Raw genomic sequence first — 15,273 nt, forward strand, 5'->3', positions numbered from 1 at the left:
GCTCAGCCCATTTTTCTTAAGGGAATGCTATCCCTATAGTTACGAGTGCTGTAGATAGGGATGTTGTTTTTAATAATCAATACGACGATAAGCACGCTCTCCTTGACTTTTAACCATATGCCTTAGGAGGGGGGCAGCGATCTCAGTAAGAGGCATTGCTTTTTTGAGTGAGTGCAATCCCATGTCAATGAGAACGAAAGTCATGCGGACAAGCAGTAAGCCCAGATCGTTGTATATACCTAAGGGGGCCGTGAACGGTTGCAGAAAGAAATCATTACGAGAAAGTCAATGCTTTTGAAAATTTCTCATGCCTTTGATTATAAGGGCATGCGAAATTCTGTCGTCGCATCACGCGTGCTTTTCATATTCTTGAGTCAAGAATAGCGATCCTCTTCAAGTTGATTTTTATGGGTATGACGCAAAGGGCGTGTACGAATACAGTAAGGGGACGTAAAGCTCAATGTGTTATGGGTGTTTGTTTGGTAAAGTGTTTGGTCATACGTTCACACATCTTTCTAATCCCTTGCGGGTCTATTAATGGTTTTACGGCGTTGTTTTCTCAAGAAAGCCTTTGTTTTTTCTATTGCTTATCAATCAACATCCAATTCCAATGCAGCTGCCATGTTGAAGACACTAAAACGGTTTAGAGCAAAATGCGTTGCTTTAATTTGTGTATGCTAAATAGGAGAAGCCTATTGTCTCTCTTTCGGTTGTATAATCTTTGAAACGAGTAAGCTTTCTCATTTGGGAAGAATATGAAGAAGGGATAAATGAGTACTTATCTTTACCATTAACCTTTCAGCTTTGCGTGTCTTTTAATGGGATCACGACCTTTATGTAAAATAGAACGCTTCAAATGGAATATAGGTATGTGGCATATTCACAAGCTTGTTTTAAAGACACATCTTTCAGAGCGCAGCACGGCGCACCCGTTTCACGGTGTTACTCATGAAGTCTATAAACGCGTAAAACCTCCACGGGATAATATCAAAGCCTCCTAATATAACATTTATTGAGCCTTTCATCTTTACGCTTGTGAAAGAGCAAGCAGGCATCATCATACGACTTTTGTCAGCTCTCATATATTTGAGCCAGCTTGAGACATATTGCAGATCATCCTTTGGGCCCTTCTCGACCATTCATGAAAAGGCATGTTTTACTTCTTTCTTATACCGTCTCAGTCTATAGGGCTTCCTGACGTTTTTGACGTGCAAGAGACATGATCTTGATTGATGCAACATGAGAGAGATTTTAAAATGAGAGAAGCTTACAATTTTCGGGTCTTCTTATTCTAGGGTGAAGAATGCTCAATGATATTGACCAATCAATTTTTTTGCAGAACGCAAGAATAAATGATCATGATCAATTAAGATGTTGAATTTTCGTATTCAAGAAGCTTTTTGTGCTTTCATTTGAGTTTTCATGGGGTAACCTTCGTTTTCTTAAAAATAAGAATGGGGGTGATAGAAAGGTTGACTCTTTGTATGTATTTGGAGAGGGGAGACGGAGAAAAAACTCTCCTCCCCTAAGGCGTATCATCTGCATGATAAGTAGGGGCTTTCAAGAAGAGCTGTGTTCGCTGTGCTGTTGGCTTGTTTAATGCGGTATTGTCGTTGATATTTTTTCAGTTGTTTTAATTGCAAGAACGGCAATCAGTGCACCGGTATGATAATTATAAATCATCAATTTTATTTGTCCATCAGGCGTTAAAACTTGCAGGACAATATTTTCTTCTGAGAGGCTTTGTGACAAAATCTGTGCTCCTTCTGGTAGAGAGAGCGTGTGGTGGATAACGAGTGGATTTTTGTTATGAGAGGAAGAGGCTTCTGTTTGTTTGAGTGTTGATCCCGTTGTTACTTTATAAACGATTAAAAACAGTACGATCAGAATGAGGAAGAGCGTTATTAAAACGGAGATCATCATTAAACCCATTAATTTTTTTCTCACCCGTTCTACAGCAGGATCTAGGGGGAGATCTTGGGGCAGAGGGTTTTGCTCTGTGTGAGGGTCTTTTGAGGAGGTCATTGGCTTCTTATCCATCATGTCTTCTATTGATTATTTTTTTAGATCTGATGGGTTTATGCTTTTAAAGTTTTTTGTGCAAGAGATTTGTGGAAGAAGAACGCAGCAGAGGAAGCGATGTTGGTAAAATGTCTTCTTTATGGACTGTCAATCTTTTGGTATGGACATTTTCGCTTTTAAGCAGAAAATTTCCATGATTTGTTACAGACCAGATCAAATTTACTGTTTTTTGATGTAAATTGGGGTGCACGCTTATGCATTGGGCAAAAATTTGTTGTCCATAAAATTTAGATTTTTTTGTAGATGGCACCATGGCTTGTTCACATGTTTGAGCTGTTGGGTAGATTTTAGCCATTGTATTGTTGGAATAGCAACTGTTAAAATCATCCGTACATGAAACCAATAAGAGAATAAAGACAAGGGGATTCATAAAATATTTTCCAAATGAGCAGTTGACACCGTGGTCTCCAATTTGTCAGCCTTAAGGCTTCTTCACTGTTGAACGTTTTTAAAGTTTTTTCGTTCCAAGTCGTTCCAAGTCGTTCCAAGTCGTTCCAAGTCGTTCCAAGTCGTTCCAAGTCGTTCCAAGTCGTTCCAAGTCGTTCCAAGTCGTTCCAAGTCGTTCCAAGTCGTTCCAAGTCGTTCCAAGTCGTTCCAAGTCGTTCCAAGTCGTTCCAAGTCGTTCCAAGTCGTTCCAAGTCGTTCCAAGTCGTTCCAAGTCGTTCCAAGTCGTTCCAAGTCGTTCCAAGTCGTTCCAAGTCGTTCCAAGTCGTTCCAAGTCGTTCCAAGTCGTTCCAAGTCGTTCCAAGTCGTTCCAAGTCGTTCCAAGTCGTTCCAAGTCGTTCCAAGTCGTTCCAAGTCGTTCCAAGTCGTTCCAAGTCGTTCCAAGTCGTTCCAAGTCGTTCCAAGTCGTTCCAAGTCGTTCCAAGTCGTTCCAAGTCGTTCCAAGTCGTTCCAAGTCGTTCCAAGTCGTTCCAAGTCGTTCCAAGTCGTTCCAAGTCGTTCCAAGTCGTTCCAAGTCGTTCCAAGTCGTTCCAAGTCGTTCCAAGTCGTTCCAAGTCGTTCCAAGTCGTTCCAAGTCGTTCCAAGTCGTTCCAAGTCGTTCCAAGTCGTTCCAAGTCGTTCCAAGTCGTTCCAAGTCGTTCCAAGTCGTTCCAAGTCGTTCCAAGTCGTTCCAAGTCGTTCCAAGTCGTTCCAAGTCGTTCCAAGTCGTTCCAAGTCGTTCCAAGTCGTTCCAAGTCGTTCCAAGTCGTTCCAAGTCGTTCCAAGTCGTTCCAAGTTTATTGTGATGCAATTAAAGCCATGGTTTTGCACCTCATAAAAAGAGGCTTTGTGTAGGGAAAACTTATGGGGGAGCAAAATATTTGAAGAAAATACAAATGCTCTTGTGAATGCTCTCTAATGTCAAAAGTTTGTTGTACGAGGGGGGATTTGTACGGGGCGGGTGTTGTATGAGGAGGGGGGTACGAGGCAATATAAAGGAGTTTTCTTGTATGGGGGGATAATGATGCTCAATGCTTTTGCGGCGTAAAAGGGAGGTATTTTTGTGAAGGTAAAATGGGGTGAAGGTAAAGAGCGGGGGGCGGAGTGGTTTACCTTTCTAGGAGAGGTGGTAGCCTATTTATAAAGTGCTGTTTTAAAAGGCGCTTGCCGGCATTTGAGCACTTATAGGCATTTGAGAATGGCTTGCAGGCAATGAGAAATTATTTAAAAAAAATGTGAGAAGAGGAAAGTGCCTGATATTCTTTTTTGCGTGAAAAAGATGACTTAGATATATGATCAATAAAATAAAAGTATAAAACCGTGTAATTTTTATGCGTTAGTAATTTCTGAGCGTTCATTGTCGTGGATGTTTTAAGCGCGTCAAGCTCAAGAGTAATGATAGACGTTGGCTTTAATGCTTGAAATTTCATCTTCTTGCAAAATGAAAAGCTATGCCTATTGCAAAAATAACGCAAAAAAAGGGGGATCGGTTCGCTTTGATCGGGCATGTCAACGCTAAAACAGCTTGTTCTTCATCGTTTTAATTTCTCTCTTAAAGGAGACAGCACTTCACACACCTTATCACGGCGATGCTTGTGAATAGTATAACAATAAAGCTCCCATGTCATAATATAAAAGCCATTAATAATATAAAAGCCATTGGGCAAGCTCCTTTTTACGCTTGTGAAGCAGGCATCATCATCCTCTTGTTCCAGCCTTTGAGTGTTTGTGGGCCGATCCTTGGCATGTTTTGATGATTCTCATGAAAAAGTATTTTTAGTCCTTTCTTCATCATGTTTTTATCCACACAGGCTCTTTGCGTTTGTGACGTGCAAAAAAATGGTTTTCGTTGATGCAACATGAGAGGAGTTTAAAATGAGAGAATCTGATGATATTGGAGATTCTTGTTTAAGGTGAAAAAGGTTCAATGATCATAAAAGATCATAAAATATGTGGTTATAGGAGGGGGGAAGTTAATGGACAGCGGGAAGGGACTTTGACTGTGGCAACGTTTTCATTGTTAAGGTCGCAGTTGGAAAATAATCTTTATGCTTCATAAAAGAGTGCTGAATAAATTAGAGATTTTTCTAAAGAGAGAAATTTATGGTTTGAAAGGTTCTTTTTTTGAAAAGGCTTTTTTAAGAAAAAATATCAAAGTAAGTATCCGGAACAGAAAGACAATAAACAATCCCTTCTTTTGTCCATTTGAAGGAAGCAGAGCCATTGACAGAAATGGGAACAATTTTTTCGAGAACAGCACTGCCAAAACAAGCTTTTTTATTGTTTGTAAGAGGAGAACCAGATTCAAAATGTTCATTCCAAGTAATGAGGAGTTGTGTTTTGCCATTCAGGTTTGTTTCGATTTCACAGCATACACAGACGCTGCCCTTTTCTTGGGAAAGGGCACCAAAAGAAAGAGAATTAATAATCAATTCATGAAAAGCCAAACCAATATGCAAAGCAGCATTGGGAAAAAGATAAGGATCGACACCTTCAAGTGAAAAACGGTCCGTTTCTTTCATTAAATAGCCTAAAGCCTGCGTTTGAACCAATTCACGAAATTGGGCACCACGCCAATCGGAATCGGTGATTAGATCTTGAGAATGAGAAAGAGAATGAAGACGGCCTTGAAATTTGCGTAAGAAAACCTGAAGGGATTCAGTATAGCGGGCCGTTTGGCTGGCAATACTTTGAATGATTGCGAGAAGATTTTTAGAACGGTGGCTGACTTCTCTAAGGAGAATTTTAAGCACTTGTTCACGGCGGCGTAAGCCCGAAATATTAACACCGGTGGTGATAATACCGATAATGTCTCCGTTATCGTTACGGTGGCAATCAATAGAAAATTTGTACCAAATCTCTTGTTTGCTTTTATCTTCAAAACGGGCTTCAACGGTTTGCATTTTACCACTGGCTAAAACCTGAAGTTTGATGGTTTCCATATTGTCTGCAAGATCAAGCGAGAAAAAGTCGCTGTCACGACAGCCAACCCGCCATTTATGGTGCAAATGGTGGGGCAAGTTTTCAGCCCATAAATAAACCAGATTTGTTGCCTGATAGAGAACACAAATATCAGCGCCACGAATTGCTTGCATGAGCGCGTTCATATGAGATCTGTCCATAGGAGGCTTTGAAAGAGGCGTAACGATCATGACAGAAGATATCTAAGCCGCTTTAGAAGCATTCTCTTGAAAAAATAAAGCCTGCGAAATAAGGGCTTTCACCATATCGGGGTTAAAAGGTTTGGTCACTAAAAAAGTCGGTTCGGGGCGTTCGCCGGTCAGAAGCCTTTCGGGAAAAGCCGTGATGAAAATCACTGGTATACGGTCATTTTGCAAAATTTCGTTGACCGCATCAATGCCTGAACTGTTATCGGCTAATTGAATATCCGCTAAAATCAACCGTGGCTTTTTCTTATGATACATAATAACAGCTTCATCGCGTGTGCGTGCTATGCCGACAACATGATGACCTAAGCTTTCGACCATTTGCTCAATATCAAGCGCAATAAGAGGCTCATCTTCAATAATCATCACGTCAGTGGCAATTTGTTGAGAAATATCAATCGAGGCTTGGTTGAGAAGCTTACGAAATGCCTTCGTATCCAGATTCATAATCTCACTGGCTTCTTGTTCATTAAATCCTTCAACGGCAATGAGCAAAAATGCCTGGCGAGCACGGGGGGTGAGATAGGATAATTTGGCACTGGTTTTTTGTTCAAGCCCCAATTGTGGCAAGGGTTCAGGGATATTCGGGGTGGTTTGGTCAAAAAGATGGCAAAAAAGCCAATAAGTTCCAATCCGGTCACTGGATGCTTTGGGAAAAATGGTAATGTCGGTAATGAGGGCTTCCAACATCGCTGATACATAGGCATCACCAGAGGATTGGCTTCCTGTAACTGAGCGGGCAAAACGCCGAAGATAGGGAAGATGCGGGGCAATGCGCGTTGATAATGACATAATTTATAACTCCTTTGACCTTTCAAGCATTTCGTTGGTTGAAATTCTCAACAGATAAAAAAGTTCCTTGATTTGTATGGAACTTTTTACCGATAGCTATATTTACAACCATAAGGCGAAAAAATTCTTCGCGGTGCTACTGATATTATATGGATTAGGGGGATGAAAAATGAACGACCGTGATGAAAAAAATCTCACCACACAATTTAAAGTTGGAGATGATCTTCTCGGGGTCAACAGCGAAATAGCACGGAAATTACGCCAATTTTACATGGAAATTCAAGAAGAAGCGCTGCCACGGCGTTTGCTCGATCTTTTAGAGAAGTTAGAGCGTGCAGAGCAATTTGGCTTAAACAATGTGGAAAAGGTTTGAGTCCTTTATGTCAAAGTGCGCGAAAAATTTTAAACAAGAACTTCTTTTGGTGTTGCCGGCTTTACGTGCTTTTGCTGTTTCTTTAAGCGGCAAGCATGACAAAGCCGAAGATTTGGTTCAAGATACGGTGATGAAAGCATGGGCTAAGCAAGATTCCTTTGAGATGGGAACCAATCTTAAAGCGTGGCTTTTTACGATTTTGCGCAATGAATTTTATAGTCAAATGCGCAAAAAGGGAAGGGAAGTTCAAGATACTGATGGCGCATTTACCCAAAATGTTGCGGTTCATCCTGCCCAATATGGATCGCTTGATTTGCAAGATTTTAAAAAAGCCTTAAATCTGCTTTCCGCCGATCAAAGAGAAGCCATTATTCTTATTGGAGCATCGGGGTTTTCTTATGAAGATGCGGCGGCTATTTGTGGCTGTGCTGTTGGAACCATTAAAAGCCGTGTGAGCAGGGCGCGTCATCGATTACAGGAGCTTCTTCATGTGGATGGTGAATCCGATTATGGTCCCGATTCTTATTCAGCTGGAAGTACATTGTGTTCATTTAACGGCTAAAAAAGCATAATAATTATGATGGATAGCCTTGTTTTTTTTATTCCCGTTATAGCTATTACAATAAAGTCAGTATCTGAGGAAATTCAGAAAATGTGGCGTTTGCTCCTTAGGAACACAAGAAAAGCCTTGATGAAATGCTCTTGTAGGCTTTTGGGGTTTGTTCCATAAGCTTGCCTTCCTTTGTGCTGAAAAATGACGACTTTTAAGTTCGCCAATGGAAATTCTATGACAACAAAGACAAATTTGCTGCCTCAAATGCCTTCTTCTGATGCAACGATATCACGCTGGCGGTGGGTGGCGATTGTTGTTTCTCTTGTTATGGCTCTTTTAGCATCGATTTTTATTATGTTGCTTTCCAATGCCGTTGATCGAGAAGTTGCTCAGTTAAATACAAGTTCAGAATTGCGCGAACAGGCTGATTTGGTGCTTATTAGCTTGATTGATATGGCGGTTGCTGATCGCAGCTACGCAAAAACGCACAAGGTGGAAGATAAGATCCGCTTTGAAAATGCCGAGCGGGAGTTGGGGGATATTCTCGATTATATCGCGCTGATTGTTTATGCACATCCGCAATGGGATGAATGGTTTACGGCTTTTAAAGGCGAGGTTGAAGCACGAAAAGAATTTATGAATGCCCATATGCAGGCTCTTGATAAACTGCCGGATCAATCCTTACAAACTTCTTCTGCTCCGGACGTCTCGAGAATTCCTGTGGCCCGTTTAGCGCAATTGATGACAAGTTTTATTAATGGTGATGATGTGGTGCGGCAAAAACAGCGTGAGGGTATTGCATTAATGCGGGCTGCTTTAACATTGGCAGCGATTGTTTCTGTGGTGAGTACTTTTATTTCTGCCTATTTTGTTATTAATCGTTTTCATCGTGATGTGCGCTCTTTAAAATTGTATCAATTGCTGCTTCATAGCGAAAATATCGCTCTGGAAGCTCGTGTGAAAGAACGAACACAAGAATTAGAAAGAGCACGCAATCACGCAGAGAAAGAACGTCAACGGGTTGAAATATTGTTGCAGGATGCAAGTCATCGTATTGGCAACTCTCTTGGGACGGTGTCTTCTTTACTGGGGCTGCAATTAAGCCGGAGTAAAAATGAAGAAGTCCGTTCTGTGCTTGGGGCTGCACGGGATCGTATCCAGACCATTTCTACAGCTCATCGTCGTTTGCGCTTGAGTGATGATATGGAAACGACGCTCTTGGCAGAGTTTCTCAGTTCTGTAGTGCATGATGTCGAATTGGCCGTGCCTTTTGAATTGCGTGAAAACATTACCATTCACACGAACTTTAAAGAGTGTCGGCTGTCTTCAAGAGATGCAACAACCCTTGGAATTATTCTGGGTGAATTGCTGACCAATTCTTTAAAACATGCTTTTCCTGATCAACGGCCGGGTCATATTTATATCTCTTTTGGTCCTCAGCCCAATGGACAATTGATACTCGTTGTCGAAGATGATGGCGTGGGGATGAAGAGCCAAACTTTAGAACAAAAGACAGGACTTGGTCGTGTGGTGGTGGAACAGCTTTGTATGCAATTTGGTGAAAAACCCCTTTTTGAAACGTCTTCTTTAGGAGGAACAAAAATTGTCATTCCTTTGCCAAAACTCAGTCACGAAGCGTTCAAAAAAAATCTCTGACTGATTTTTAAAAGGCATCTTTTTAAAAAGCATCAATTTTTTCTGCTTGTTTGTTTTCATAGGAAAATAAAAGATGGCTTTTCGAACACATCATTATTTATAGGAGATTTGCTTGATTATTCCTACGCAACCTGCTTGTCTTCAAGAGATGCCATAACCCTTGGAATTCCCCCATTGTTCTAAGAGCTGAACGCGATTGTATTCAGACAATTTTCACAGCATATCGTCGTTTGCGCTTGAGTGATGACAGGGAAATGACGCTCTTGGCAGAGTTTACTTAGTTTTGTGGTGCATGACGTCGAATTGGTCAATCCTTTTGAATGGCAAAAAACATGACTATTCAAATGGAATTTAAAGAGTCTCGACAATTTTTAAGAGATGTGAAAACACTTGAAATGATCAAACTGTTCTCATTCTTTAAAATAGGCTTTTCCTGATCAACGTTCGGGGCATATTTATATCTCTTTTGGTCTTTAAGCCCAATGGACAATTGATGCTTACGATAGAAGATGATGTGTTGGGATGAAGAGCCAAGCTTTAGAACAAAAGACGGCATTTAGTCCGTGTCATTTATAGAACAGTTTGGTAACTGGGGAACCGTTTGGTAACTGGGTCAAAAACCTTTATTTGAGCTCCTGCTTTGAGAGGGGATAACCATTATCATTCCTTGACCAAAACGTAAATGTAGAGGGTAAAAAGGGAGCACCTTAGATAATTTGAAGGTCCTCCCTTTTGTGTGTGAAAGTTGAAAGCGAAAAAATGTCCTTATAAATTACTACAACTCGTCCAGAGGGAGGGGTTGGTTCCATTGAGTTTTAAATTTTTGAGCAAAACTGGTTTTCCTGTTTTCCCATTATAGGCTTTAACGTAAATATTTTTTCCTTGTACATCGACAAGATAATAGTCTCCTCTAAAGAGTGCTCCAGATGTGTATATAGGGATATTGCCAAAGACTTTATCATTGTGTGCACGGCAATAGAATTGCCGATGTGTATGTCCTACAAAAATTGCTTTGACATTGTGCTTTGTAATAATTGATCTAAATTCAGCGAGCTTTTGCGCATTTCGAGGATGGAGAAAATGCGAATCGTTATCGTGCCAATAGGGGCGAGCATCGTGAAAGTTGAGAATTGTCACTTTCCTTCTTTTATCAGCTGCTTCTAAATCTTTTTTTAACCACTTAAGAGCACCCGTTATTCTTACTTTAGTCATACCATCAGATAAATATGCAGTATATGTTGGATAATTGTGCAGTTGTACGTAGTGAATATCTCCATAATCCCATGAATAGCTTAAGCTTCCCGTTATGATGTCATAGAATCTTTCAAGGCGAAAAATTTTACGAGAAATGACATGTTGATTAAACTCAGGTAAAGACTGACTATATTTTTTTAGCTCTTGCAACATTCTTTTTATAGCACTTAGCGCACATGCATCCTTTGAAAGATTTGCTATCGGTATCGTACAATCATTAATATTATTGTAATAATCATGATTTCCAAGTCCTTCATAGACAGGATAAGGCATGCTTTTATAGACATCTGCATAGTCTTGGTAGGTTTGGGGGCGGCCATATTCTGTTAAGTCGCCATTGACGATATAAAATGCAGCTGCATGAGATTCTAGTGCACGCGCGACTTTCTTATTTATTTCTAGCCATGGCTGCCTGTTGCTATTCCCATTAGGATCGCCAGTATCTAAACGCCATGGTTGCGGATCAGCTGCTATGACAATGTTATAATTTTTGATAGGGGCTTTTCTTTTTATATACCAAATTGTTCTCGCGTTATCACCAACCCCTTCCACACGTTCAAAATAATAACCTTTTCTGCTTGCGGTCGCAGAATATTGATTGGCACCGTGATAAGGGTTATACCATTGGAATGTTAAAATCGTGCCATCATCTTGTACTTTATATTTAGCCCATCCTCCAGATCCAAAAAGCCACGCATTGGAGGTTGTTGCTGCTTTTCCCACACAACCAGATGCAATTATATTTGAAGGTCCTTTATTCTTCCAATATTCATCTGTTTTCCATACTCCACGTTCTATACCTTTATCGATTAATACCATAGAAGTAGGCGGATTGGTCAGCTCATTAACGATATAGACATCTGTAGAACGATCATCAAATGCAACGCGTTGCGGTTTAGGTAATTTGTCGATAAAATCTCGCCTTGTTTCGTTTTTTATACAAACATTTTGCGCGTGAAGGCTATAAGGCTTCATACAAACAAAGGTGGTAAAAAAAATTATAGGAACTGTTATGTTGCATTTCATGAGGGTATCATCAAAAATTCCCCCCCAGAAAATACCTGATAGGTGTCATATCAATTAGAAACTTTAAATTCGATTTTTTTATGGTATTTTGGTCACTCTTTTTCAGATGATACAGATCTATCTGTCAGACGGCTCATACTGAAAACAATAAGATCAATCTACAAATTTTGCTCGATTTATGCGTTTTCTTTTTGCAATTTCTTTCTTTACTCTTCTCTATTGAATTATGCGTGAGAAATTCCAAAAACAAAGCTTTATGTTTTTTAGGGTATAAATTAAGCGATAATCAATGGTAGCGTGCATCGTTAATAATAAGGTTTGTATAAGGCTTTAAGAGAACACTATCATCTTTAATATGGAGAGTTTTTTCTGCGCTTTGATAAGCTTCTTTTGCAAAATGCTTTTGCTCTCTTTGTAAAAGTATTGTCGAAAAATTTGTCATTTGGCTCTAAGCCCAATGGACAATTGATGCTTATGATAGAAGATGAGGTGTTGGGATGAAGAGCCAAGCTTTAGAATAAAAGACGGCATTTAGTCCGTGTCGTTTATAGAACAGTTTGGCAACTGGGGATCCGTTTGGCACTTGGGGAACCGTTTGGTACCTAGGTCAAAAAAACTCTTTTTGACATTTCTGCTTTGAGAGCACGCAAAGACTCTTTCTTTTATCAAAACTCATCATCAGTCATTAAAGTAATTCACCCGCTTTTTTTAAGAAAACTTTTTTTTAAAGAAGTCTTTAAAGGTTTGCTTTTTGATGGGAAAAAAATATTTTTATAAATTACTACACCCTTTCAAGGAGTATGTTTTGTGTCTACTCTTTTCTAAAAGATCAGCGCTTGAAATTTCTTCTCCTGTTTGTTCAATATATGATTGAACACGAATATTTTGCCCTTGCACATTGATGAGATGGTAGAATCCCATAAAGAGTGCGCCAGATGTATAGACTGGGATATTGCCAAAGACTTTATCGTCCTTTGAAAGACAATAGAATGGAACATGTTCATGTCCTACAAAAATTGCTTTGACATTGTACTTTGTAATAATTGATTTAAATTCAGCGAGCTTTTGCACATTTTGGGGTTGAAGAAAATGCGAATCTCTATCTTGCAAATAGGGACGCCCATCGTGAAAGTTGAGAATTATCACTTTCCCTCTTTTCTCAGCTGCTGCTAAATCTTTTCTCAGCCAATCCAAAGAGTTCTTAATGCGTACGGATGTCGTGCGTTCTCTTAAAGTTACTTCATAGAGTGGATGATGTTGAAGTTGTACGTAGTGAATATCGCCGCGATCCCATGAATAACTCAAACTGCCTTCGAGGAGATAAAAACCATTAAAAAGCCATTTTTCAGAGAGGTGCTTATTGAAATTAGAGAGAGTTTTTTCATATTTCTTTATTTCTACGACCATTCTTTCCACAGCACTTATCGCACAAGAATCTCTAAAAAAATTCAATGCCTTAGGCGTTATGCAATCGTCAACATTATTCGCGTAATCATGATTACCGAGCCCCTCATAAACAGGAATACCAAGTGTTTTATAAATATTAGCATAGTCGTCGTATGTTTCTTTTCGGCCATATTCTGTTAAATCACCATTCACGATGATAAAAGCGGCGTTATGTGATTTTATGGTCTCTGCAACTTGTTTATTTTTTTTGATCCATGGATCTCTATTTGTTCTTGAATTCGGATCACCGGTTGGCAATTTCCATGGTTGGGGGTCGGCTGCGATAATAATGGTGTAATTGTTGGGAGATTGAGACTGTCTTTGAGCTTGCTGTATTGCTGTTGAATGCTTATTTTTTTGAGATTGCTGCTTTTGCAAAATGTCACTGCTGTTGATGGGAAGAAATTTTAATGGATGGGTGGGGGGAGCATTAGAAAATGGACCATACAGAAGTTTGCTTTTCTCAATTTTTCCCCCTTCTTTCAGCCACTTTTGCCAGTTTATATGAAGAATTCTTGATGCGCGTTTTTCATTTTTTAGCTTAGCCAATCTCTTGATGGGGAAAGCTCTCTTTTTTTGTTGTGCATTTTCATGTCCCTCAATTTTAACTGAAATACCGGAGTTTCTTAGATTTTTAATGCCATTGATGTTTTTTTTATTTGGGATGTTTTTCTTCGTTGGTGCGTGATTTTGTCGTTTTTCTGATTGCGTTTTTGATTCTGTTATACCGTTTTGCACATGATAAGGCATCGCCACCACTTTTTCAGAGATAAGGAAAAAGGGATTCATCAGTGTAACAATAATCATGCTTATTGTTGGAGATTTCATAAACTCAATCTCTTTTAAATATTTTATTATCTTTATGATATAAAGCTCAAAATGATTTTATCAATTTGTATAAAATAACTTTTTAAAAATTGATTATTGATTCATGCGTTTTGAGATCGCATCAATGATGCATTTTTCAGATTCTGGATCAACGTACAAGGAAGAAAAGTCAAAATTTTACGGACTTCTTTTATGCTTTAGATCATATTTTGCACTTTATGTATGATGTATGCGTAAAATCTGAAAGAGGCCAAAATTTGAAAGGGGAGGGCGTTTAATTTTTGATTGTTGCTTTGCTGCTTTGCATGGGATGTCTCTTTCTTAGCCTATTCTTTTGCGGATATTTTAAAGTGCAGAATTTTTTGAGAAAGGTCAGTGGACAGCCTGTTTTTTAGATATTTTAAGTCATAAAAAAGCGGTTTAGATCTTTCCATACTTTACGTTTCTTCAGATGGTGTTATTGGGCTGTTGATTAAGGAATCAATATTATTTTTTTCTTGCAAGAATACTTGCAGGTCTTGATTGGTTAAGGCTTTGCTATCGGGTATACGAATGCGCATGGGATCAACTTTGACGCCATTGACAATGATTTCAAAGTGACAATGGGGGCCGGTTGCCATCCCTGTTGTTCCAACATAGCCAATGATTTGTCCTTGTCGTACTTTCACGCCTGGTTTGATATCTGGTGCATAACGACTTTGGTGGGAATAACTGCTCACATATCCATTGGCATGTTGAATTTCTGTATGATTTCCATAACCACCTGTTATACCGACTCTTGTGACAATACCATCTCCCACAGCAATAATAGGAGATCCTTTTGGTGCAACCCAATCAACACCTGTGTGCATGCGGACATAGCCTAAAATAGGATGTTTGCGTGGTCCAAATGGGGAACCAAAAATGCCGTTTGGTGTGGGTTTGCGCAGCAAGAAAGGCTTTGAACTTTTTCCTTCAGAATCATAATAATCGACGCTGCCGTCTTTTGATTGATAACGGTAATATTTATAGGTTGTATTGCCAAAAGTTGCACTGATATAACGAATTTCTGGATCAACATTTTTGGATGGTTCTTTTGTTTTTAAATTCTTTTTGCCATTTGAGGTCTCTTTATCGCTTTGTGGTATGGCATAAAATATTTCAATCTGATCATTGGGGGTTATTCGGCTTTTCATATCAATATTGGTGGCCAGCAGACGAATAAGACGATGAGAGAGAGATTGTGATATATTATGGCTTAGCAAAGCACTATAGAGGGCATCATAGGCTGTTGGTAATTGCGCGCTATTGATATAAGAATGCGGAATACCATTTTGAAAAGCCGTTTTAAGGGCTTTAGACATTTTAGGCTCTGTGCTTTCAATGAATTGACCTTTATCATTGAGGGCAATGGTGAGCACATGATACATCCCTTGATAAATACTTGCACGTACGAGATGATCTTCTTCTCCAGCTTGTGTGACGATACCAATGCGTAAAAGACTTCCCTCTTTCAAGGTATCGGAAAGGTTAAATTTTTCTAGCGTACTGACAACTTGTTCAACTTGATTCTTTGTGTAACTGGTTTTTTTAAAAGCATCGGCTATTGTTTGTTTTTTACGAATAGGAATAATATCTTCAACATAGTTTTTTGCCAGATCGATACGGTGACTTTGCGGAGAAACGGTTACATT

Annotated in this window: 12 protein-coding genes and 1 pseudogene (1 of these 13 only partly in view); 4 read left to right on the forward strand and 9 right to left on the reverse strand. The window is 39.4% G+C overall.

Annotation, left to right across the window (positions count from 1 at the left end; all coding sequences use genetic code 11):
• Positions 1 to 1,596: 1,596 nt before the first annotated feature.
• From AC6ER8_RS02100 to AC6ER8_RS02120, 5 genes are all read right to left on the reverse strand, one after another.
• Entirely contained in the window at positions 1,597 to 2,025 is a 429-nt protein-coding gene (locus AC6ER8_RS02100) for a hypothetical protein (protein WP_497078941.1), read from the reverse strand.
• A gap of 61 nt (positions 2,026 to 2,086) precedes the next feature.
• Positions 2,087 to 2,452, reverse strand: a complete 366-nt coding sequence (locus AC6ER8_RS02105) for a hypothetical protein (RefSeq protein ID WP_497078943.1) — start codon at positions 2,450 to 2,452, stop codon at positions 2,087 to 2,089.
• Positions 2,406 to 3,290 carry a hypothetical protein gene (locus tag AC6ER8_RS02110; protein ID WP_497078945.1) on the reverse strand — a complete coding sequence of 295 codons (885 nt, stop codon included), beginning with the start codon at positions 3,288 to 3,290 and terminating at the stop codon, positions 2,406 to 2,408. Before AC6ER8_RS02110 ends, AC6ER8_RS02105 begins: the two co-directional genes overlap by 47 nt.
• 1,353 nt (positions 3,291 to 4,643) lie before the next feature.
• A complete protein-coding gene (locus tag AC6ER8_RS02115) occupies positions 4,644 to 5,657 on the reverse strand; it encodes a sensor histidine kinase (protein WP_497078947.1) in 1,014 nt (337 codons plus the stop codon).
• Positions 5,658 to 5,669: 12 nt separating this feature from the next.
• Positions 5,670 to 6,464: a response regulator gene (locus AC6ER8_RS02120; RefSeq protein ID WP_497078949.1), complete on the reverse strand. Its 795-nt coding sequence runs from the start codon at positions 6,462 to 6,464 to the stop codon at positions 5,670 to 5,672.
• Positions 6,465 to 6,633: 169 nt separating this feature from the next.
• On the opposite strand from AC6ER8_RS02120, the gene AC6ER8_RS02125 reads away from it, so the two are divergent.
• The 4 genes and pseudogenes from AC6ER8_RS02125 to AC6ER8_RS02140 form a co-directional block, all read left to right on the forward strand.
• Positions 6,634 to 6,837 (forward strand): NepR family anti-sigma factor, encoded by a 204-nt coding sequence (locus tag AC6ER8_RS02125; protein WP_497078951.1) that lies wholly within the window; start codon positions 6,634 to 6,636, stop codon positions 6,835 to 6,837.
• Between the two features lie 7 nt (positions 6,838 to 6,844).
• A complete protein-coding gene (locus AC6ER8_RS02130; RefSeq protein ID WP_497078953.1) occupies positions 6,845 to 7,399 on the forward strand; it encodes an RNA polymerase sigma factor in 555 nt (184 codons plus the stop codon).
• A gap of 225 nt (positions 7,400 to 7,624) precedes the next feature.
• Positions 7,625 to 9,046 carry a sensor histidine kinase gene (locus AC6ER8_RS02135; protein ID WP_497078955.1) on the forward strand — a complete coding sequence of 474 codons (1,422 nt, stop codon included), beginning with the start codon at positions 7,625 to 7,627 and terminating at the stop codon, positions 9,044 to 9,046.
• 176 nt (positions 9,047 to 9,222) lie between these two features.
• A pseudogene (locus AC6ER8_RS02140) lies at positions 9,223 to 9,598 on the forward strand (sensor histidine kinase); the annotation flags it as partial.
• Positions 9,599 to 9,811: 213 nt separating this feature from the next.
• Here AC6ER8_RS02140 and AC6ER8_RS02145 read toward each other — a convergent pair.
• The 4 genes from AC6ER8_RS02145 to AC6ER8_RS02160 all read right to left on the reverse strand — a co-directional run.
• A complete protein-coding gene (locus AC6ER8_RS02145) occupies positions 9,812 to 11,326 on the reverse strand; it encodes a metallophosphoesterase (protein WP_497078957.1) in 1,515 nt (504 codons plus the stop codon).
• 286 nt (positions 11,327 to 11,612) lie between these two features.
• Positions 11,613 to 11,768 (reverse strand): hypothetical protein, encoded by a 156-nt coding sequence (locus AC6ER8_RS02150; RefSeq protein ID WP_497078959.1) that lies wholly within the window; start codon positions 11,766 to 11,768, stop codon positions 11,613 to 11,615.
• 329 nt (positions 11,769 to 12,097) lie between these two features.
• Complete coding sequence (locus tag AC6ER8_RS02155; protein WP_497078961.1) at positions 12,098 to 13,600, reverse strand: metallophosphoesterase; 1,503 nt, start codon at positions 13,598 to 13,600, stop codon at positions 12,098 to 12,100.
• Between the two features lie 437 nt (positions 13,601 to 14,037).
• Positions 14,038 to 15,273 carry the 3' portion of a M23 family metallopeptidase gene (locus AC6ER8_RS02160; RefSeq protein WP_497078963.1) on the reverse strand. The gene runs 750 nt beyond the window's last position, so 1,236 of the gene's 1,986 nt are visible here — the last part of the coding sequence; the start codon falls outside the window, past its right edge — the gene reads right to left on this strand; it ends in the stop codon at positions 14,038 to 14,040.

This window comes from Bartonella sp. SL320 (assembly GCF_059687635.1).